Origin of the sequence: Photobacterium sp. DA100, from assembly GCF_029223585.1 — a bacterium.
Taxonomy (GTDB): Bacteria; Pseudomonadota; Gammaproteobacteria; order Enterobacterales; family Vibrionaceae; genus Photobacterium.
In genome coordinates, this window is the sequence record NZ_CP119424.1 from 960,351 (window position 1) to 979,523 (window position 19,173).

General features: G+C 44.6%; 23 protein-coding genes. 17 read left to right on the forward strand and 6 right to left on the reverse strand.

What is annotated here, in order from left to right; all coding sequences use genetic code 11:
* The first annotated feature begins 53 nt into the window (after positions 1 to 53).
* Complete coding sequence (locus tag PTW35_RS22110) at positions 54 to 950, forward strand: LysR family transcriptional regulator (RefSeq protein ID WP_281029006.1); 897 nt, start codon at positions 54 to 56, stop codon at positions 948 to 950.
* Positions 951 to 987: 37 nt separating this feature from the next.
* On the opposite strand, the gene PTW35_RS22115 is transcribed toward PTW35_RS22110, so the two are convergent.
* Positions 988 to 3,678 (reverse strand): bifunctional acetate--CoA ligase family protein/GNAT family N-acetyltransferase, encoded by a 2,691-nt coding sequence (locus tag PTW35_RS22115; RefSeq protein WP_281029007.1) that lies wholly within the window; start codon positions 3,676 to 3,678, stop codon positions 988 to 990.
* 166 nt (positions 3,679 to 3,844) lie between these two features.
* Positions 3,845 to 4,354, reverse strand: coding sequence for a DUF2301 domain-containing membrane protein (locus PTW35_RS22120; RefSeq protein ID WP_281029008.1), 510 nt, complete (start codon positions 4,352 to 4,354; stop codon positions 3,845 to 3,847).
* 152 nt (positions 4,355 to 4,506) lie between these two features.
* Here PTW35_RS22120 and PTW35_RS22125 point away from each other — a divergent pair, with 152 nt between their 5' ends.
* From PTW35_RS22125 to PTW35_RS22150, 6 genes are all read left to right on the forward strand, one after another.
* On the forward strand, positions 4,507 to 5,031 hold the full coding sequence (locus tag PTW35_RS22125) for an SPOR domain-containing protein (RefSeq protein WP_281029009.1): 525 nt from the start codon (positions 4,507 to 4,509) through the stop codon (positions 5,029 to 5,031).
* A 118-nt stretch (positions 5,032 to 5,149) separates the two neighbouring features.
* Complete coding sequence (locus PTW35_RS22130) at positions 5,150 to 5,494, forward strand: helix-turn-helix domain-containing protein (RefSeq protein WP_281029010.1); 345 nt, start codon at positions 5,150 to 5,152, stop codon at positions 5,492 to 5,494.
* 97 nt (positions 5,495 to 5,591) lie between these two features.
* On the forward strand, positions 5,592 to 6,623 hold the full coding sequence (gene arsB, locus PTW35_RS22135; protein WP_281029011.1) for an ACR3 family arsenite efflux transporter: 1,032 nt from the start codon (positions 5,592 to 5,594) through the stop codon (positions 6,621 to 6,623).
* A 293-nt stretch (positions 6,624 to 6,916) separates the two neighbouring features.
* The gene (locus tag PTW35_RS22140) at positions 6,917 to 7,909 is read left to right on the forward strand and encodes a D-alanine--D-alanine ligase (RefSeq protein ID WP_281029012.1); all 993 of its coding nucleotides are present in this window, start codon (positions 6,917 to 6,919) and stop codon (positions 7,907 to 7,909) included.
* Positions 7,910 to 8,014: 105 nt separating this feature from the next.
* Positions 8,015 to 8,188, forward strand: a complete 174-nt coding sequence (locus PTW35_RS22145; protein WP_281029013.1) for a YhfG family protein — start codon at positions 8,015 to 8,017, stop codon at positions 8,186 to 8,188.
* Complete coding sequence (locus PTW35_RS22150; protein ID WP_281029014.1) at positions 8,178 to 8,816, forward strand: putative adenosine monophosphate-protein transferase Fic; 639 nt, start codon at positions 8,178 to 8,180, stop codon at positions 8,814 to 8,816. Before PTW35_RS22145 ends, PTW35_RS22150 begins: the two co-directional genes overlap by 11 nt.
* Positions 8,817 to 8,899: 83 nt before the next feature.
* Here the strand turns inward: PTW35_RS22150 and PTW35_RS22155 are convergent, their stop codons facing one another.
* Positions 8,900 to 9,871 (reverse strand): tyrosine-type recombinase/integrase, encoded by a 972-nt coding sequence (locus tag PTW35_RS22155; RefSeq protein ID WP_281029015.1) that lies wholly within the window; start codon positions 9,869 to 9,871, stop codon positions 8,900 to 8,902.
* Positions 9,872 to 10,040: 169 nt separating this feature from the next.
* Here PTW35_RS22155 and PTW35_RS22160 point away from each other — a divergent pair, with 169 nt between their 5' ends.
* Positions 10,041 to 10,421 carry a DUF3319 domain-containing protein gene (locus tag PTW35_RS22160; RefSeq protein ID WP_281029016.1) on the forward strand — a complete coding sequence of 127 codons (381 nt, stop codon included), beginning with the start codon at positions 10,041 to 10,043 and terminating at the stop codon, positions 10,419 to 10,421.
* 55 nt (positions 10,422 to 10,476) lie between these two features.
* On the opposite strand, the gene PTW35_RS22165 is transcribed toward PTW35_RS22160, so the two are convergent.
* Both PTW35_RS22165 and PTW35_RS22170 read right to left on the reverse strand, forming a co-directional pair.
* The gene (locus PTW35_RS22165) at positions 10,477 to 10,992 is read right to left on the reverse strand and encodes a RimK/LysX family protein (protein WP_281029017.1); all 516 of its coding nucleotides are present in this window, start codon (positions 10,990 to 10,992) and stop codon (positions 10,477 to 10,479) included.
* Between the two features lie 90 nt (positions 10,993 to 11,082).
* A complete protein-coding gene (locus PTW35_RS22170; RefSeq protein WP_281029018.1) occupies positions 11,083 to 11,688 on the reverse strand; it encodes an HAD family phosphatase in 606 nt (201 codons plus the stop codon).
* Between the two features lie 117 nt (positions 11,689 to 11,805).
* On the opposite strand from PTW35_RS22170, the gene yciH reads away from it, so the two are divergent.
* Complete coding sequence (gene yciH, locus PTW35_RS22175) at positions 11,806 to 12,129, forward strand: stress response translation initiation inhibitor YciH (RefSeq protein WP_039457107.1); 324 nt, start codon at positions 11,806 to 11,808, stop codon at positions 12,127 to 12,129.
* 280 nt (positions 12,130 to 12,409) lie between these two features.
* Here the strand turns inward: yciH and PTW35_RS22180 are convergent, their stop codons facing one another.
* Positions 12,410 to 12,766 carry a DUF3693 domain-containing protein gene (locus PTW35_RS22180; protein ID WP_281029019.1) on the reverse strand — a complete coding sequence of 119 codons (357 nt, stop codon included), beginning with the start codon at positions 12,764 to 12,766 and terminating at the stop codon, positions 12,410 to 12,412.
* Positions 12,767 to 12,877: 111 nt separating this feature from the next.
* Here PTW35_RS22180 and PTW35_RS22185 point away from each other — a divergent pair, with 111 nt between their 5' ends.
* The 8 genes from PTW35_RS22185 (at position 12,878) to PTW35_RS22220 (ending at position 19,133) form a co-directional block, all read left to right on the forward strand.
* Positions 12,878 to 13,087, forward strand: a complete 210-nt coding sequence (locus tag PTW35_RS22185; RefSeq protein WP_281029020.1) for a hypothetical protein — start codon at positions 12,878 to 12,880, stop codon at positions 13,085 to 13,087.
* Positions 13,071 to 14,342 carry a replication initiation factor domain-containing protein gene (locus PTW35_RS22190; protein ID WP_281027399.1) on the forward strand — a complete coding sequence of 424 codons (1,272 nt, stop codon included), beginning with the start codon at positions 13,071 to 13,073 and terminating at the stop codon, positions 14,340 to 14,342. Before PTW35_RS22185 ends, PTW35_RS22190 begins: the two co-directional genes overlap by 17 nt.
* A gap of 22 nt (positions 14,343 to 14,364) precedes the next feature.
* The gene (locus PTW35_RS22195; RefSeq protein ID WP_039461205.1) at positions 14,365 to 14,667 is read left to right on the forward strand and encodes a hypothetical protein; all 303 of its coding nucleotides are present in this window, start codon (positions 14,365 to 14,367) and stop codon (positions 14,665 to 14,667) included.
* A 307-nt stretch (positions 14,668 to 14,974) separates the two neighbouring features.
* On the forward strand, positions 14,975 to 15,178 hold the full coding sequence (locus PTW35_RS22200; RefSeq protein ID WP_281029021.1) for a major capsid protein: 204 nt from the start codon (positions 14,975 to 14,977) through the stop codon (positions 15,176 to 15,178).
* 156 nt (positions 15,179 to 15,334) lie between these two features.
* On the forward strand, positions 15,335 to 16,900 hold the full coding sequence (locus tag PTW35_RS22205) for a virulence factor TspB C-terminal domain-related protein (protein WP_281029022.1): 1,566 nt from the start codon (positions 15,335 to 15,337) through the stop codon (positions 16,898 to 16,900).
* Positions 16,901 to 16,908: 8 nt separating this feature from the next.
* A complete protein-coding gene (locus tag PTW35_RS22210; protein ID WP_044623349.1) occupies positions 16,909 to 17,238 on the forward strand; it encodes a DUF2523 family protein in 330 nt (109 codons plus the stop codon).
* A gap of 3 nt (positions 17,239 to 17,241) precedes the next feature.
* On the forward strand, positions 17,242 to 18,519 hold the full coding sequence (locus tag PTW35_RS22215) for a zonular occludens toxin domain-containing protein (protein ID WP_281029023.1): 1,278 nt from the start codon (positions 17,242 to 17,244) through the stop codon (positions 18,517 to 18,519).
* The gene (locus PTW35_RS22220; protein ID WP_281029024.1) at positions 18,516 to 19,133 is read left to right on the forward strand and encodes a hypothetical protein; all 618 of its coding nucleotides are present in this window, start codon (positions 18,516 to 18,518) and stop codon (positions 19,131 to 19,133) included. The genes PTW35_RS22215 and PTW35_RS22220 overlap by 4 nt, the downstream gene beginning before the upstream one ends.
* Positions 19,134 to 19,173: the final 40 nt, after the last annotated feature.

Here is a 19,173-nt window from a genome sequence, read left to right on the forward strand (position 1 = left end):
TAGAAAGGGTAAGTTGGTTTCCGTAGTGATTTTTAAGACCGCAAGGAGAAAAGGTGAATAAGCTATTGTCTTTTGAAGCTTTGATGGTGCTCGATGCTATTGAGCGACGGGGAAGTTTCGCAGCAGCATCGGAAGAGCTAGGCAGAGCGCCTTCATCTTTGAGCTATCAGGTGCAGAAACTGGAGCAAGATCTAGATTTGGTTATTTTTGATCGCTCTGGTCATAAAGCCGTCTTTACCAAAGCGGGTCATCTTCTCCTCGAGAGGGGGCGTATGTTATTGACTGCCGCCGATGAAATGATCGCCGATGCCAGTGCACTGGCGCATGGTTGGGAGCTCGATATTACCATTGCCTACGATGGCCTGGTGAAGGTGGACACGTTATTTCCGCTGGTGGATGGCTTGGCCCAGCAAAGCAAGACGCGAATTCGCTTCCAGGAAGAAATTTTGGCGGGCTGCTGGGAAGCGCTAGCGCAAGACCGTGCTGATATCCTCGTTGCTCCGGCCCCGAGCGTGGCACCACCGGAAGTCAAAACCCAGAGTCTGGGAACCATAGATGTTATTTGGCTGGCACACCCAGATCATCCCATTCATAAACATAAATACCCGCTGGATCCGCTTATTCGCAAACAATACCGCGGTATTGCCGTTGCTGATACGGCACGTAATCTACCGCCTATGACCTATAACATTCTCGATGATCAACCTTTGCTAACGGTTGGCTCAATGCATGACAAGTTACAAGCATTGAAGGCCGGGCTAGGTATCGCGACGATGTCGTATTGCCATGCTCAAGATGCCATAGAAAGTGGGGAGCTGGTGGTTATTGGAGATGATCCCGTCCAGGAGCTTGAATTGGTGATAGCTTGGAATCGTAGCCGAATGGGGAAAGCGAAGTCTTGGTGCATACAGCATATTACCTCGCTGTGGAAAAAACAGGCTAACCACTAGTTGTTAGCCTGCCGCTGTCAGTGGTTTACTGCCTCTATTATTTAAGTGGTAGCAACATTTCAACGATACCGTCCTCCATTTGGATATCTATCTCGAAACCCACCTTTTGTGCCAGCATGACCATGCCTCGGTTAGAGGGCATGGTCATACCGGTAATGCGCTTTAGGCCGGCTTCTCGGCAATAGCGGATGATCTTATTCATTAATATACTACCCAGCCCGATCCCTTTGAGATCTGAACGCACAAGGATAGCAAATTCGGCTTCGATATTTTCTGGATCAGATAGAGCCCGTGTTACCCCTATTATTGACTCTTCCAATTTGCCATTTTCATTTGTCGACGCCTTTACGGCGACAAAAGCCATTTCACGGTCGTAATCAATTTGCGTTAAGTTAGCCAATGCTTCATGGTTAAACTCACCGACATCAGAGAAGAAGCGCTTATACAGATCTTCAACAGAAACCTTGGCGATAAAATCGGCATGCTGAGGCTCATCTTCTGGCAGGATCGGTCGCAGCAATATCCGCTCGCCATTTTTGAGCGCAACTTCTTCCTCAAGCTCTTTGGGATAAGGGCGAATTGCTAGCTGTTTCTGGCGGTTACCCTCAAAATGGCGAATTGTCATCGAAGCGTCAATAACAGTCATTTCGTCGCCTGTCGCCAGCAACGGGTGTATATCGAAAGACTCTATCTCCGGGCAATCGATAATTAACTGAGAGGTTTTCACCAGCAGTCTGCACAGCGCGGGGATATCGATTTTGTCCGGTAGATTTCGCTGGGTAATTTTCCCTGTTTTAATGGCATTGATAACCATATAGCGGGCTAGCGCCATATTTAAAGGCGGGATGCCGACGGCGGCATTCTTATGAATGTCCCAATCTCCGGTATCTTCACCCAATAATATAACCGGACCAAAAATACTGTCGTGGTGAACCGATAACCGTAACTCTTGTGAACCGGCGCGCTTGGCCATTCGCTGTACCAACAGACCGTCAATTCTGGCTTTCGGGTAGTCAAGCGATACACGGTCAAGAATCGCCTGTGCACCGTTGGCGACTTCCTCCGCGGTGCGTAAGTAAAGTAATACACCATGGACCTCAGACTTATGAGGAATATCGGGGGAGCGTAACTTTACTGCAACCGGGTAACCGATTTGGTTGGCAATATGGGCCGCTTCTGCAGGATCACTGGCGATCCAAGTAGGGAGAGTCTTAAAACCATAGGCTTCCAGAACCGGCCTGACATCATGAGTTTCAAGCTGGGTGACACCCTGAGCAAGCAGGTGGTTGACGACATCATGTACGTGACGCGGATTGGCCTTTGTCTCACCATACGAGACGGGGGTTTCCATCAGCTGCTTTTGGTTCCTGCGGTACTCAACCAAATGCATGAAGGCTGAAACCGCACTTTCTGGCGTGCGGTAAGCGGGATAACCCGCTTGGGTGAAAATCTTGCGTGATACGACCGCTTCATCTTCACCGGCCCAGTTAGTCAATATATTAAACTTTCGAGTCCGTGGATGGGCATTGAGCACTTCAACCAATCGTTGGGCGGTTTCGTTACCTTGAGCAATCGCAGAAGGTGAGTGCATGATCAATAAGGCGTCAAAGTCATCGCTGTCCAGAAGGATTTTGACTGCCTGTTCATAGCGGCTGATATCTGCATCACCGATGATGTCGATGGGGTTGGCCTTGGACCAGCACGAAGGCAATATGGCGGAAAGTTTGCTGGTGGTTTCGTCGCTTAATTGGGCAAGTTTCCCCCCCCGGTCAGCTAACGCATCAACGGCCATTATCGCAGGGCCACCGCCGTTGGTTAAAATGGCCAAGCGTTCACCACGCAGAGGCACTGAATGGGCAAGGGTTTCAACAGCAGCGAAAAGCTCGTGAGTGTTGTTGACTCGTAACATCCCTGAGCGACGTATGGCGGCGTCGTAAACGGCATCGAGCCCTGCTGGAGAGCCTGTATGCAAAAAGGCTGCTGCGCTACCGGCAGGTGTCCTGCCACTTTTGACAACCAGGATCCTTCGGTTGCGAGCAGCGGCTCGGGCTGCGGACATAAACCGCCTTGCGTCTTTTACCGAGTCGATGTAGAGCAAAATGGCTTCGGTTTTACTGTCTCGGCACAAGTTATCAAGCAGCTCGGCAAAATTGATATCGCAAGCATCACCCAGCGAGAGGAAAGTAGAAAAGCCAACGTTTTTATTTTTTGCCCAATCCAAGATAGTGGTACAGACCGCTGCCGATTGTGAAATAAAGGCAATATTTCCTTTGTTGGCCGCAATCGGCGAGAAAGAGGCATTAAGGTTAATCCATGGCAGGATAAGCCCCATGCTATTTGGACCGACCAAGCGCATATTAAACTGATTGGCAACGGCAAACATGCGTTGCTCTTCTGTTTCACCTTCAGTCACGATATTGGCCATGCCAGCTGCGAGTACGATGGCAACTTTTACGCCTTTTTCTCCTAACTGTCTGATAATCTCGACATTACGGTGAGCATTGGTACAGACGATGGCCAAATCAGGAACACGTGGGAGGCTGTCTATAGTCGGATAAGCCAGGACACCGGCAACCGCATCGTATTTTGGGGTGACAGGCATAATAGGGCCATGGAAGGATCCCGACAATAGGTTGCGGATGACCACATTACCGGCTCGTTTGGGATTATCCGAGGCACCAATCACGGCGATTGACTTGGGTTTAAGGAGTTTGTCTAGTCCATCCATATCACACTCATTCTGCCAATGCTTTTCACTGAGTGTAACCAAAGCAACGGCGAGTTTCTGACTAAAGTGTATGAGCTGTGATCAAGGCCTAATATCAATAGATTAGGGAGGGCTGGTTGATGTGGCAGCTCCTTTGCCACATGATTAACTTATCGGTGGGTGACAGTTAAATTTGGTACTTTGTTTTATCACCGATATCGTAGTGCATAGGCATTCGCCATTTAGAAAATGCCGCAACGGCAAGCAGGATTGCTCCTGTCATGCTAAATGCGATACTGATTTGGTTTTGGTTAAGCACCAAACAGAACCAGAAGCCTGCCAGAGCCAGAGGGGTTAACAACAATGGCTTTATTTGGAAGCAAAAGTACTCTTTTATCGCAAGGGCGCTGAAAGAGAATAGCGCAGCACCTAATGCCAGCGGTGCCCACAAACCAGCCAGCAACCAGGTGACAGCGAAAAGGGCGCTGCCGAGGATTAGCCAACGGAAGCGTTTATCGTAGATGTGTACTGTAGTGGTAGCCAGAATGGCGGCAATAACAAGCGCCGTAGTGCCGGTTTCAACTTCCCAGGCCAGAATAGACAGAATTACGGCTGAGGCAGAAAGAGCAGTGCGATAAAGGATGACTGTTAACTTATCCAGAATATCTAAATCACACTGAATATGGGGATCGGCCATGATGGACTCCAAAAATAAAAAATGCAGTAATATTTTACCTTTAAATCCTGTGATGAAGGGCAGATAGTTATTGATCTATCTTAATCTTAGGCTTGAATGGTTGAATTTCCGACGGCAAAATGGCACAAGATTTTTTGTCTGGCAGAGAAATAATGAAAAAACTAGCCGTATTAGCCGTTGTTGCGGCGATTTCAGGGTGTGCTTCGGATTCAGGAAATACTGAAATAATCAGTTCATCAAAGCAGGAAATATTTCATCAAGACCCGCTGGAGTCTGAAACTCTGGCGAACTTGGCTGAGTCAACCATTTCAGATGGGGATCATGCCGACCAAGCGACAGCCGCGGATATTATTAAAAAAGCTGCCGAAGAAGATAAAGCAGCTCAGCCACAATCAGCGAAGGTTGGCTACTCGATTCAGGTCTTGGCGTTGAGCCACAACAAAGGCTTCACCTCTTACATGAATAAGTTGCCTTCTGATAAGCCTGTTTGGACGAACAAGAAGGAGCTTAATGGTATCCCATGGTATACCTTGCTTTACGGGCAGTTTGATACCAGAGAGCAAGCCCGTCAGGCACTGGATGCGCTACCCAATGACGTTAAATCTTACGGTCCTTTCATCCGTAGCTTAGACGAGGTGAAAGCCTCTCCAAGCCCTAAACTGACTCGTCTCAACTAGTAATAATGAGTTTTATAGCAGCCTTTGGCTGCTTTTTTTATGTGTATAAGCTATTGATTCGGTATTTCGTGAAACATCGAAGCTTGATCATTTCAATAGTTCTTGTAATATTGAAATTATGAATAGAGATAATGCAACAACAATATTTGACTCATTGTCTTCAGGTGTACGGCTTGATGCATGGCGATTGCTGGTGAAGGCTGGAAATGAAGGCAAGGTCGCGGGGGAAATGGCAAAGGAAATGGGGATAGCCCCGAACGCTTTGTCGTTTCACTTGAAGGCGATGTTACATGCGGGGCTAGTATCCGTTGAACAACAGGGGAGGTTTTTGCGCTACAGAGCAAATATCACTTTGATGATGGACTTGATCAAGTATCTGACCGAAGAGTGTTGCGGTGAGGATACCCAAGCTAGTTGTCACCCGAGCCAGCTCAATACTCTGTGTAAACAAGCAGATAAGTAATCATGCCCATATTGGGTTGAGTGGCCGATGTCTTAAAATTTTATTATGTAGTTTGTTTCAAAAAACGTAAATTCAATAAGTTGTAGAGGTTCCCATTATGGGTGTTTTCGAGCGTTTCCTCAGTGCATGGGTTGGGCTGGGTATGCTGGCTGGAATTGTTGGTGGCGTACTGTTTCCTGAGCTGTTTTCACTGCTGGGTGACATACAATATGCGCAAATCAACATGGTTATAGCGGTGTTGATTTGGCTAATGATTTATCCAATGATGATGCAGGTAGATTTTGCATCGATTAAACAATTTCATCGCCGCCCTAAAGGCTTGGTTGTGACCATTGTTGTCAACTGGTTCATTAAACCATTCTCCATGGCATTGCTGGCTATCTTTTTTATCCGCTACCTGTTTGGCGGGTGGATTTCACCGTCGTTGGGGGAAGAGTATATCGCCGGTATGATCCTGCTGGGTGTGGCACCTTGTACTGCGATGGTCTTCGTATGGAGTCAGTTAACCAGAGGTGATGCCAATTATACTGTGGTCCAGGTTGCGATTAATGACTTGATTATGGTTGTTGCTTTCGCTCCCATCGCGGCCTTGCTCCTAGGGGTAACGGATATCACTGTACCATGGGATACTTTGTTGCTTTCGGTCACATTGTTCGTTGTTATCCCATTAATTGCCGGGGCCATTACCCGTCATTACCTGCACAGAAAAGGTAGTAAACAAGACAAGCTGGATAAATTGGCTGCAACTCTCAAACCTTTCTCTATCTTGGGTTTGGTCGGTACGGTAGTCCTTCTGTTCGGTTTTCAAGCCCAAACAATTATTGATAACCCGCTAGATATTATACTGATAGCAATTCCACTGTTGATTCAGACTTATTTGATCTTTGCCGTTGCATATATGTGGATGAAAAAATGGAAGCAACCGCATAATATTGCGGCACCCGGCGCAATGATAGGTGCTTCTAACTTTTTTGAGTTAGCTGTCGCAGTGGCGATCAGTCTGTTTGGTATTCATTCTGGTGCGGCATTGGCTACAGTCGTGGGGGTGCTAGTTGAGGTACCTGTTATGCTGTCGCTGGTTGCATACGCCAATAAAACGCGTCACCAGTTTGGGGCGGATGCAGCTTAACGGCAATAACACACGCCCACCGTCTTACCTAATGAGACTGTGGGTTTTGTGTTTTGCCACCAAAAATTACATTGGTTGGGTGATTTTTGGTTCAAGCGGCTGCTATTTGTCAAAAAAACGAAAGAAATCGCCATAAGTATAGATATGAGGTGCAATAGTCACCTTTTTTTTATTACTATTAAGAAAGATTTTTATATACAGCTTATCTTTGTACAGTATTGGCATGCATTAAGGTGTATAAGCAACAATTAGCCACTGGCTATGAGAGCCAGTGACAATAACAAGGGATGATAATGAGCTCAATCCACGTATTATTACTCTGTGGCGGCGGAAGTGCCGAACACGAAGTCTCTCTAGTATCTGCAAATTACATTGAACAGCAGCTCAAGCAGATTGACAACATTACCTATACCCGAATAGAAATGAAATCTGATGGCTGGTTCAATCACCAGGGCCAGCTTTGTCACCTTAACCTCGACCGCACATTACAGCAGGGCGGTGACAAATCAACCGTCGATTATGTTATTCCGTGTGTTCATGGTTTTCCTGGTGAAACTGGCGATCTCCAGTCGTTTCTTGATATGGCCAAACTGCCTTACCTTGGTTGTGGTGCGGAAGCGAGCACTAATTGCTTCAACAAAATAACAACCAAGCTATGGTTCGATGCACTGGGAATTCCAAATACGCCATATGTGTTCTTGAGTGAAAATACCTCTGAAGCACACCAGCAGGCAGCAGACGCTTTTGATAAGTGGGGTAAAGTATTTGTCAAAGCCGCGAGCCAAGGTTCGTCTGTTGGCTGTTACCGAGTCACTGAAAAAGAGGCGTTGGAAGAGGCTATCAATGCGGCATTCGGTTATTCAGAGCAAGTTTTGATTGAAAAAGCGATTAAGCCGCGTGAGTTGGAGATCTCTTCTTACCAGTATAATGGTGAGCTAATTATTACTAAGCCTGGTGAAGTATCGTGTCCTGACGACCAATTCTACACCTACGAAGAGAAATACAGTGCAGATAGCCACTCGACAACGGTGGTTGAAGCGACAAACCTTACCGAGGAGCAAATCGATGCGATCAGGGGGTATGCTCGCAAAGCCTTTGTTCATATGAAGCTAAAGGATCTGTCGCGAATTGATTTCTTCTTGAGTGAGGAAGGTGAGATCCTTCTGAATGAAATCAATACATTCCCTGGAATGACTCCGATATCGATGTTCCCTAAAATGCTTGAGCACCATGGCCATACGTTCAAAGGCTTCTTGGAGCAAGCAATCAAGAATGCTGTGGAATAATTGAAGAGCCGGGTTAGCCCGGCTTTTTTTCATCTCAAATCAGACTGGCTATAATCAGATATAGCACGCCAGCACAGATAACGATTATGAGGCGACAGATAATTAATGTTAACGGATGATGAGAAAAAGAGGCACTTTAAGCAGTTACAGGCGAAGAATTACCGTGCCAGTCTGCGACTTGAAGGTATTCACCTTGAGCCTGAAGAGAGTGTCAGCCATGATGGCGGTCTGCTGGAAGTTGAACAAATCAACAAGTTGAAAGGTCAATATGCCAGATAGGTATGGGGTAGATAGAGATCCAGACTGTTATCCAAACAGTACGGTACTTATTAATTTGCTCAACATTCGAGATGAGGACGAACTCGAAGCGGCTGAGCGTGATTTTACGCGGGTCCGGGCTAGTCATTTTGAGCCTGATTTCAATAACTTCTCGTTTGACTACCTGAAAAAAATTCATCGCATCCTTTTCCAGGATCTCTACCCGTGGGCTGGCATACCAAGAACCGTTGATATCACAAAAGGTGAGACACGGTTTTGCCACTGGGAAAATATTGAACGTGAATCCGTAAAGTTACTGGAGCAGTTGTCTAGGCAAGATCATTTGTGTCACTTAGGACGGCAAGAATTTATTGAGAAAATTGCTTTTTTCTATTGTGAGCTGAATGTTATCCACCCATTCAGAGAAGGAAATGGGCGGGTACAACGGATTTTCTTTGAAATCCTGGCAATTAATGCTGGTTATGAAGTGTGTTGGGAAGGGATAGGGCTTGATGAGTGGGTAGAGGCAAATCAGGCAGGTTATTTTGGCAATATGGAACCATTAATGTCCTTATTCGACAGAATAACCGCATCCATAGATATGTCGAAAGGCTACAGCGAGCATTGGACTGATGAACCCAAAAGATAAAACACCTTTTTTGCCCCTAACGCACTATAATTTTATGGTTGTTGAAAATAACTACAATTTCCTCTCCAAACAAAAATTCAGCGTTACTTTTCCCAAGGTTTTGGCTTAATAAACTTACTAATTTCTTTTTCATGCCTATCGGTGTTGCCGACATATTGCGCGGGCATCGCCGGGCTTTTCCATCGGCCTTGTTCTTGGATTTCAACAATTGAAAGTCCGGCGTCTGATAGGTCCTGAGCGGCACCTACACGTGGAGATTGGCCCGAAAACAGGGAGGTATTGCCAAGCCCCAGTTCTTCGCTTGCCCGGCGGAACACACGGTAGATAGATGAATGGTCTAATGGTTTGTCGCCAATATTGCCGTGACGGTCGATACGTCTAAAAACAAACCCGTCGTTGACCATACCGAGCATCAGCCATCTTTGTAGAGCTTTTGAGGCAATTGAGCTAAGTGAGATTGTTGTACTGCCTACCTCTAGGTCAATGAGACCGGAACTATGGATATAAAGGTTTTCTACGCATAGCGCAGCCAATTCACTTCGTTTTAGCATAGCTTCGAACATAACAGCCCATATCGCTAAATCTCTGACATCCTTAGGCTTTGTAGACAATTCAAAATAGTCGACCAGTTGCTGAAGATGTTCATCTCGAAATGGGGCGGCGTTCTGAGAGTCATCATGTTTTTCAAGCTGCTGTTTTTTCATAGCAATACGTATCTCAGCTTTAGCGCAAGGATCACTGAGGTTGTGGCAGCGATGGATAAGTGAAATAGTGACCATGTAACGTTTCAAGCTGGCCAATTTCCGTTTCTTCGCCATTTGTTCGATATAACGATGAACCGTATCCGGCTTGGCCGGCAGGGCTGGTATGTGCTCTGCGCTGCAGAAGCTCAAGAAATTATTCCAGTCGTTCTTGAATGAAATGAGCGTATTCGAGGCGTACTTATTGTGAGTTAAGTTATCGAGAAGGGCTGTGGACTCGATCGGTTTCGAAAAACGTTTAATGCTTTTCAAACATTCAGTCTTATCTAGTATTGCAGCAATCTCTTTGGCCATAACTTACTCTTCTAATGCACTATAATTTGTATTAGGTAATATTCTAATATAGAAATTGATGAACTTCATATATAATTGCAAAAAAATAACATTAATGAGCCTTGACAGCAGACAAACGCAGATTTTGATGCTTATATTAAAATAACTGATGATAATCATGAGGTTCATTATGGCTCAACCAAACGAGGCAGAAATGAAAAAAAGACTGTTCCATCGAGGCCACAATATTGAAAACGCCTCAGGAGCACCCGATGGTTGGAAGACAACTATCAATGGAAATACTGTTATCAATAAGCTTACTCTTGTAAAAAAGAGCATTGACTGGTGGTACGATATGCAAACGTTCATGCCACCGGAAAAATTCCTTGCCCGAAATTCATCAGAGAAGAATGGTCAAAAAATAGAAGAATACAAAGGCTATAAGTTGATCAATGATAATGGTGAGCCTAATGGCTGGTATGTTATCTTAGGGACTAAACTCTTAAAAGGCTCTCCGGCTGCAATAAAAAAGCACCTAGATTTAGTTATTACAAAAATGCAGAAGAGCTAATAGAAAACGCCCAGAGTAGGGCGTTTTTGTTAACTATATTTATATAACGAATGAGTTAATCATCTTCATCTAGCTTTTCAACGTCTACGAGATAATCACCCTCAAGCCAGTTTCTTCCAATCAGTAGCTTATACTCAAGTTTGCTCCGGTCTCGCAAATTGACCGCGACAGTTTTGTGTTCACCATTCCAGCCTAAGTCCATTTTTACTGCATAACGGCGCTCAACTCCCTGGGCATTACGAATTTTACTAACCTTGACAATTTTCCCTTTGAAGGTGGCTTCTTCACCTTTTTCATTAATAGAGGTGAATTGGACGGTATGGCCAAGGTGATCGCGCATGTTATCACTGTCACTTTCTTCACCTATGACCTTGATATCCTTAGCATGAATGGATGTTGTCGCAGCACCAGTATCGATGCGGGCTAGATAATCCATATCTAAATCATAGACTTTGATTGTCTCGACTTGACCTACAATAGATTTGGAATCATCATTTTTAGCCTCAGCTAAGGCAAGGTTAGAACCCGCAACAGAGAACAACAGCAATGCAGGGATTAAAAGTCTCTTCACGAATACTCCTGACTATTAGGTACTAATTAGTAGGCAATATGCCATTTTTAAGATGAACGATAAATGAATTTCATCTTGTTATGAGAAATTCTAGTTAATTTTTAGCAAATTACGAATATCGCGACAGCTTTCCTGCGGGGATTTAAACAGAAAAACCTTGAAACCAAGCGATTTAGCTGCCTCTAAATTTTTAGGTTGGTCATCAATAAATAATGACTCTTCCGGATTGATCTCAAAGCGCTGGCATAGTAATTCAAAAATTTCAGCTTCAGGTTTAATGCTAAGCTCTTTGCCAGAGACTAAGCCTCCGTCGAAGAGTTGGTACAACCCATGACGTTCATTGAGCTTTTCAAAAAAAGCGCTACTCATATTTGTGAGAAAGTAGGCTGAAAGGTTAAGGCTAAGTACCTGGTTAACCAGGTTGTAGGTTTCATCTATCAAGCACAGGCTATTTTGGATATGCTCGAAAAAATCTTCCATCCTCGATTCGGGAAAATTGACTCGACCAGCGCAACGCGGAATTGCTTCGGCCATCAGCATCGTCCCGCGATCTAGGGCAAGCCAGTCGGGATGATTAAGAACACGTTCTAGCAAAAGGGTTTGTTCATCCTTCGAATCTGTAAAGGTAGAGACGATTTTTGCAGGATTCCACTCGAACAAAACCGCACCAAAATCAAAAATTACGTTTTTAATCATAACTGTTTCCGTTACAGTACCTATTATTGATACTATTCTGGTTCAGGTGATATTCAAATGAGAAGTCACAAGATATTACCTGGTTCACAGTTCCAAGAATTTAAACGAGATTATCCCATGAACGACAACAGCCGTTTGGTTTTTTCAACAGAAACAGGCCGCATTAAAGAAGATAAACCAGCAGCTCAACGCCCAAAAGGTGATGGCATTGTTCGTATCCAACGCCAAACCAAAGGTCGTAAAGGCAAAGGTGTCTGCATCGTAACAGGCTTAGACCTCGAGGATGCACAGTTGAAGCTGCTGGCTGCTGAATTGAAAAAAGTTTGCGGCTGTGGTGGCTCGGTTAAAGACGGCAACATCGAGATTCAAGGCGACAAGCGCGATGTCATTAAAGCTGCACTTGAGAAGAAAGGCCACACAGTAAAACTAGCCGGCGGCTAATAAGCTTCATCTTAAGGCAAACATCCCAAAGCCCCGAGCATTGCTTGGGGCTTTTTTTCAGATAATTTTCACGATAGCAAACTGGCACACGCAAACTTGCGAGAGGCATTTTGCTGATCTGCAAATTATCTACTTTATGGTAAATCAGCATTACGGTTAAATAGCACGAAGTGACACTGTAATTGCCACCAAACTTTACAATGCACTGATGAAAGAGTGTAGTAGACAGCGTGATTGATGTAACTAGAGTAAAATTGATATTTCTATACCAATCCTTAATTTAACATAATATACATAATGCGTACTGAGGGATGGTTGGCACCAGGGCTAAAAATCCTGTCAAACCAAGGACTAAGCCCCTAAATCCTTGGTTACTTAACTTTGCCGTTATGTCCTGCCATAACTTTTGCGCCTTAACATCCTTGGCCTTGTCGGCTGCCAGAAAGATCAATGCTTCATGAGGATCTATGTTTGTACTTTCCGCAAGAAAGATTGCTTCACTATCAGTTAGATACCGTTCACCTTTGCGGATTTTACTAATCTTCTGTGGACTGATATCCAAGTCGTGTGCAATTTGCTTGTCTTGTATGTAGTTTTTTGATGTTTTGTAGGCATCAAGCAATTTATTAGCGTACATATAATCCCTCCGTTTATTCCATTCTAGCGCGTTAATCCCGAAATTTGTCTATTTACAATCCCGATTATTGTCACTTACGCTATACATAAATCGGGATTTGGATGCAGAAACATGGCCTCACAGCTCTACTACGAAATCAACGACGACGGGACTGGCTTTGCCTTCATTGATGGCGAACCCGAGTACTTCCGTTCGTTGGCTGAGCTGCACCAAATCGGACAAGAATTTTACCCCGCCGGCTATGAGCTTCATCTGGTCACGGCGGATAACTGGCAATCACTTTATGACTCGGGGGTTTTCGACAATGGCTGCGATTATTGATTACCTGTCCTTCTCGTGGACACCCGAGGAACTGAGCCAAATCTTCGACCTCGCCAAAATGGGCGCTTCCATCAAGGCTATCCGTGGTTTCGAATTCAATGAATATGGTGACAGTGTAACCCGTGACGCCTTGGATACTGCCGCTATTGATTACAAGGCCGCTATCCGCGCCAAACTTCGCGATACTGAATTTGCTATCGGTGCTGACTCGCGCAAGTTCCATGAAATCAAACGTGACATGCTCGACCACTTCGGCCTGAACACCTTGGACTGTCTTTGTCGTGGTGAAGTTGACCGCTTCATCAATCGCCTTAATCACGGCCTTGGCCTGTTCGGCAATGACTGGTCTTTCTCCCTGCGTTCCGGCGGCTTCTCTGGTTACTCGCATTCCGCCAACATTCTCGTTAACGGCCAACAAGCTGGCCTGTGTGCTTGGGGCGCAAAAAACCACGGCTGCTATGTGTCGTTCTCCGGTACGGGTACGGCTGTGTTGGATTTGAATGAAGTTCATAACGCACTGCACCAACTACCAGGTGCAAAAATTACTCGCGTAGATATCGCATTCGATTCTCTCGACGGTAAATACAACATCCAGACAGCGCGCAAAATGGCTGAGCATGGTCAGTTTGTTACCCGTGGCCGTCCGTCTTCTTACTGTTATATCGAGTCGGGCCATATGTCCCAAGTGGCCTGCTACCAGAAAACCTCTGGCAACAGTGAAACACTCAAGAAACGTTTTGGTTTCGTGGCTGACAAAGGCAAGTCGCTTTATGTCGGTACTCGTGATGCTGGCAAGATGCTTCGCGTGTACGAAAAAGGCAAACAGCTCAAGTCCGAGCACAAAGACTGGGTACGCTGGGAACTCGAGCTACGCGCCAAAGATCGTGTACTGCCGTTTGATGTGCTGCTTGAACCCGACAAGTATCTGGCAGGCGCTTACCCTGCCCTTAGCTTCGTCAGCAAGGAAAACCAATGCCGCATTGCTACCCATAAGCGCAAATGGTTTACCAGCGTTGATAACGCAGTGCGTAACGGTGCTACCCAATGCGGCAAGCTGGTTAACTTCATGCGCCAATGTCTGGATATGGATGACTCCCAGATTGTCCGTTTGCTGACTAACCATCTTGAATCCCATGAGATACCAGACCGACTCAATCAGCCTGTCTATGAGGATACGGACGAATCCAGTGGTATCCGGCTCCGATGTATGAAGTTCATCGAACCCGATAACCACGACATTTATTCACTAGCGTAATGACATACAGGGAAATAAGACAATGACAACTTTAAACGTAATGGTAACGGGCGCTGTATTGGGCAGCGGCGTATCAAAGAAATCCGGCTCACCCAAGCCTTACCAAATGGCAAACGTAATGTACTTGGCGTCGGCTGAATCTTTCGTCAACGACGACCACAACATCCAGCGTTGCGGTATGCAGGAAAAACAAATCCCGATGGCGTTCAACCAGAACCTATACGCCCAGTTCGCCGGACTCTCCTATCCTACCCAGCTCCAGCTGGTCTTGGAGCCTGACCCGCAGAACCCGACCCGTAATGTTGTCGTGGACTTTAAGGATTAGTATGAAAACAAACTTTATTGTCCATTATTATCGACTCCAATCCGAACATGGAAAAATGCTGCCGATATGGATTTACGATAAATATATTCTTCCAAGTGTTAGGTACTAAAAATGTATATCCCAGTCTGCACGGTCGAGCTTATAAATGGTGATTGCCCTGTAGGCTGGACAGTTAAATATGTTGCTGAAGTGTCTTTATCGGTAGCAGATTTAAAAACTCTAATAGGAACGTCTTTGATTCCTTTAGTTACTGCGTATGCCTTTAGGCAAATACGTTTATCTATTTCTGATTAATAAGGAATGTTATATGAAAAAGTCTAATGTGATTTTAATTGCAGCTGCTGTTTTGGCGTCTTCCTCACCTGCTTTTGCAGAAGCAGTCGATGTTAGCGGTGCTGTTACTGTTATTGCTGGTATTACTGCCGCGGTATCTGCAATTGGTGTAGCAAAGCTTGCTCCAGCTGCAACTTCTGTTGCTTTCAAGTGGGTTAAAGGTGCCATCTTTAGTTAATTAACTTCGGTTGTTTCATTTCTAATTAAGGGTGGCGGATTGCTGCCCTTTTTTATTGGAGGCTTTATGTTAGACCAATCATGGATGTTGGGTGGATATTGTATGGCTGTGTTTGTTTTATCTATGTCAATTTTACTTAGTGATGGAAGGTAGTAAATGTTTCTTCGAGTCATAATCTTTACATTACTTTTATTTTCAGCTAATTCCTATTCTTCGGATTATTATTGGGTGACTGTACCACCATTATCTCAAGGTTATTTAGAGTTAAAACAATATCCAACATGTGATGCATGGTTTGCCAAACACAAACCTAATTTTGATACGTATCCAAACGCTAAGCCATTGGTTGATACATGTAAACCTTCACCTATTCCTGATCATCCTTATTTACAGGCTTCACTTGCTTGGGGGTTTCCATCGAAACACTGCCCTGAGGGTTCGACACATGGTGAATATCCAAGTACTGAATGTGTTCCTGATAATTATTGTTCATCAGAACAATTCAACCAAGACAAACAAGCTGCAGAACAGCAATGCTTTGATGGCCTACCAGAAAACCACAACATGAACTTCTCTGCATCATGTAATGCAGAAACCCAATCGGCTAATTTTCAGTGTGACTATATCCCTATTGATGATTGCATAGGCCCTGACTGTGGTGGCCCTGATGGTGGTGGCCCTGATGGTGGTGGCCCTGATGGTGGTGGCCCTGATGGTGGTGGTCCCGATGGTGGTGGCCCTGATGGTGGTGGTCCCGATGGTGGTGGCCCTGATGGTGGTGGTCCCGATGGTGGTGGCCCTGATGGTGGTGGTCCCGATGGTGGTGGTCCCGGTGAAATGCCCGATTTCTGTCGTGATAATCCTGATGTTTGTTTGTATCCGCCAGATGATCCTGCCTGCATTGAAAACCCTGCATTGTGCGATGTGGAACCTTCGGAAGATGTATTAGCAGCCATCAGGCAAGTTACTGCTGCAATTAAAGACCAGCACTATAATACTAATGTGGCAATTAAAAATAACACTACAACCGCAAATAACATTGCTAATGATATTTTAAGTTCTTCGGAATACTCAAATAAACAAATCACCGCCCTAATTGATGCCAATATGGTTTCTAACGATTTGGCTATCGAGGGCAATGACTTAATGGCTAAGAATACAAATGATGTAGTCAAATCTGTTAGCGACGGAACTGATGATATTGTAAAGGCTGTAGATAAAGGCACTGACCAACTAAAGAAAATAAAACAAGGCGTAGATGATGTTAACAGTACCTTATTGGAAGGCTTCTGTGAGCGAAACAAAGACCATTCATCATGCCAATCTAAAAAGGCAGATATTACTAAATGTGCTGAGTTTGTCTGTGAAGGTGAACCAGTTCTCTGCAATCTGCTTAGACTTGAACATGCTAAACAATGTTATGAACCTGACTTTAAGGGAATAGATTCGGGAATTGATGCAATCATTGCCGCTGGTGAGAATGCTGATTTTGTTAACCCTGACGTGTTAGATTTCAGCAATCCGGATACAAAATACTTAAATAGTGGTGTCTCGCTTTCATCAAGTTGCCCTTCTCCTATTTCTGCATCTGTGCTTGGGGAAACTGTTGAATTCAGTTATCAACCGTTATGTGATTTGGCGAAATATTTACAGCCATTCATTATTGCTATTGCTTGGTTAGTTGCTGCTTTAACGGTTGGTCGTGGGATTGGTAACTTATAGGTGGAATTATGGGTCTAATTGTTAATTTAATATCTTGGATTGGTGCTTCATTCCTTCCCAAATTAGTGCCTTTCATTACTTCTATTTTTATTCAGGGAGCTGTCACACTGGGGTTTTCATTATTGGTAGTAGAAGGGATTAATGTTGGCCTCGATTACTTTGTGAATAAGATAGATGCCAGCTTTGGTGGTATGCCTGCTGATATAGTCGGGATTATGGGCTTACTGGGATTGGATAAGGCCATCAACATTATTCTTACTGCTCATTTGTTTGTACTTGGTCTTAAAGGGCTGTCGTCGAAAAAATATCTTCCTTCATGGAATGGGACGGGGAAATAACTCATGGAATATGGCATATCAGGACTACCAGGTGCGGGTAAAACCCTCAACACCATTGATATGGTAACGAGTGAATCTAACTTTGAAGGCCGTGAAGTTTATTATCACCGAATCCCCTTGTTGATGCTGGACTTTGATGTATGTTCATCATTTCAGGGTTGGTTCTACGGCTGGTATCTTCACAACAACAAATCCAATACGGCATTGGTTCGCAAGGTACAGTCCATCCATAAGAAAGAAGATCGCTTTATTGAACTGGAAGACTTCCCTTACCTCAAACAAGATCATAGTAATTCGAATCCGGTCGAGATCTTGCTGTATTGGGTTCGTCGTGTCTATTCCAAGGAACGGCTAGCACAGCTAGATGAATACCTAACTATTAAGCAGATGGATGAAACTGCCCTGACCTTCGACCAACTCAAGCCGCTCAATTATCACTGGACGCATTTCGATAATCCGAAGTCTTGGGTCGAGTTGCCAAATCAGTCAGTAATTGTCATGGACGAAATACATCATTACTGGCCGCCGAGAACGCGCGGTGATGTACCCAAGGAACTCGAGGCAATTTCTACCCACCGCCATACTGGCAAGGATCTTGTTTTCATTACTCAAGACTTTGCCAATGTCGATATCTTTATCCGGCGCATGATGAACTACCATACACACTATGAGTTCGCCGGTGCTGATCGTGTTGCGTGTTATAAGAAGAAAAAGTACATCGATATTAGCAACCCATTCGAAAAGAAAGCTGCTGACAAATCATTGGTTAAGCGCCCTGTTCACCTTTATGGTTCTTACTACTCGACCGAGCTTGATACCAACAACAACAAACTAAGCAAAGGAGCAAAACGCGGCCTTATCCTTGGGGCTGCATCCATTTTTGCTTTCCTATTGATGTTGTTTGTCGGCTTCCCATATGTCTATTCCCTCTTTTTCAGTGATGAGCAGCCAACCGATAGTGAAATCGTATCAAGCAGTGACTCAACCATTCCAACAACCCAAAAATCGAACACCGATATTTTAGCTTATCAGCCAATGATAAAAGCTTTGCCTTGGACAGCTCCTATCTATAACGGTGGATTAGAACCAGCTTCGTACCCCGATTTGATGTGCTACCAGACTTCAACTGATTGTCGGTGTATTACCCAGCAAGCGACCGCCTATTCGATTGAATTGGAGAGCTGCTTAAGCATTGCTAACAACGGATTATTTGATCCGCATCTAGCTTCAACTAGTCAAAGGATTAACAAGAAAACACAATCAAAGGGACTGTTCAAATGAGGATTATCTTACTATTGATCGCATTGCTGGCCCCAACAGCTCAAGCAACGGTGTCAGTTAATGCAGCCGGGAAAACACTCGACCAATTTTTTGTTATGGCCTCGGAGGTCTTTTCCAAAGCTGTCATTGTTGACCCTGCCATAAATGGCACTCTCAAAGTATATGGTGTCTCACATGGGAATTTCCAAAGGTTGTTTTACAGCATCTTGCGTGCGCATAACCTCAGCTATATGGAAACCGATGACGTGTTACGTATCTATCCTAAAACTGATTTAAATCGTTCGAATTTAACCAACAGACAGTCTCTGTTTGATTTTATTGCCTCCTCGGTTTCTGGTGTATACATCACTGGGAGCATGGCCTATCACTCGGATGCAAAGATTCGTTATGAGTATGCTTTTGTACAGTCAGGAACGCGAGATACCTTTCGGCCTGAGCACATAGGGTTGAAGGTAACAGCCATACACTCTTGTTTAGCCCAGCTAAGCTTTGATACCTACACAACTTTTGTGACTTGTGAGCCTTATGAGACACCTCAACCAGTAGAAGACGAAGAGCGCCCTATAATCCCATCAATCTTTGAAGAAATTTCCGAAACTAAAGAATCTGAATAAATGATATTCATATTGAGTTGAAACTATAGAGTTGTCTAAT

Excerpts from the sequence above, each read along its gene's own strand:
- PTW35_RS22115 (WP_281029007.1), bottom strand. The coding sequence starts at position 3,678 with ATGGATGGACTAGACAAACTCCTTAAACCCAAGTCAATCGCCGTGATT.
- PTW35_RS22120 (WP_281029008.1), bottom strand. The coding sequence starts at position 4,354 with ATGGCCGATCCCCATATTCAGTGTGATTTAGATATTCTGGATAAGTTA.
- PTW35_RS22125 (WP_281029009.1), top strand. The coding sequence starts at position 4,507 with ATGAAAAAACTAGCCGTATTAGCCGTTGTTGCGGCGATTTCAGGGTGT.
- PTW35_RS22130 (WP_281029010.1), top strand. The coding sequence starts at position 5,150 with ATGAATAGAGATAATGCAACAACAATATTTGACTCATTGTCTTCAGGT.
- arsB (WP_281029011.1), top strand. The coding sequence starts at position 5,592 with ATGGGTGTTTTCGAGCGTTTCCTCAGTGCATGGGTTGGGCTGGGTATG.
- PTW35_RS22140 (WP_281029012.1), top strand. The coding sequence starts at position 6,917 with ATGAGCTCAATCCACGTATTATTACTCTGTGGCGGCGGAAGTGCCGAA.
- PTW35_RS22145 (WP_281029013.1), top strand. The coding sequence starts at position 8,015 with ATGTTAACGGATGATGAGAAAAAGAGGCACTTTAAGCAGTTACAGGCG.
- PTW35_RS22150 (WP_281029014.1), top strand. The coding sequence starts at position 8,178 with ATGCCAGATAGGTATGGGGTAGATAGAGATCCAGACTGTTATCCAAAC.
- PTW35_RS22155 (WP_281029015.1), bottom strand. The coding sequence starts at position 9,871 with ATGGCCAAAGAGATTGCTGCAATACTAGATAAGACTGAATGTTTGAAA.
- PTW35_RS22160 (WP_281029016.1), top strand. The coding sequence starts at position 10,041 with ATGGCTCAACCAAACGAGGCAGAAATGAAAAAAAGACTGTTCCATCGA.
- PTW35_RS22170 (WP_281029018.1), bottom strand. The coding sequence starts at position 11,688 with ATGATTAAAAACGTAATTTTTGATTTTGGTGCGGTTTTGTTCGAGTGG.
- yciH (WP_039457107.1), top strand. The coding sequence starts at position 11,806 with ATGAACGACAACAGCCGTTTGGTTTTTTCAACAGAAACAGGCCGCATT.
- PTW35_RS22180 (WP_281029019.1), bottom strand. The coding sequence starts at position 12,766 with ATGTACGCTAATAAATTGCTTGATGCCTACAAAACATCAAAAAACTAC.
- PTW35_RS22185 (WP_281029020.1), top strand. The coding sequence starts at position 12,878 with ATGGCCTCACAGCTCTACTACGAAATCAACGACGACGGGACTGGCTTT.
- PTW35_RS22190 (WP_281027399.1), top strand. The coding sequence starts at position 13,071 with ATGGCTGCGATTATTGATTACCTGTCCTTCTCGTGGACACCCGAGGAA.
- PTW35_RS22195 (WP_039461205.1), top strand. The coding sequence starts at position 14,365 with ATGACAACTTTAAACGTAATGGTAACGGGCGCTGTATTGGGCAGCGGC.
- PTW35_RS22200 (WP_281029021.1), top strand. The coding sequence starts at position 14,975 with ATGAAAAAGTCTAATGTGATTTTAATTGCAGCTGCTGTTTTGGCGTCT.
- PTW35_RS22205 (WP_281029022.1), top strand. The coding sequence starts at position 15,335 with ATGTTTCTTCGAGTCATAATCTTTACATTACTTTTATTTTCAGCTAAT.
- PTW35_RS22210 (WP_044623349.1), top strand. The coding sequence starts at position 16,909 with ATGGGTCTAATTGTTAATTTAATATCTTGGATTGGTGCTTCATTCCTT.
- PTW35_RS22215 (WP_281029023.1), top strand. The coding sequence starts at position 17,242 with ATGGAATATGGCATATCAGGACTACCAGGTGCGGGTAAAACCCTCAAC.
- PTW35_RS22220 (WP_281029024.1), top strand. The coding sequence starts at position 18,516 with ATGAGGATTATCTTACTATTGATCGCATTGCTGGCCCCAACAGCTCAA.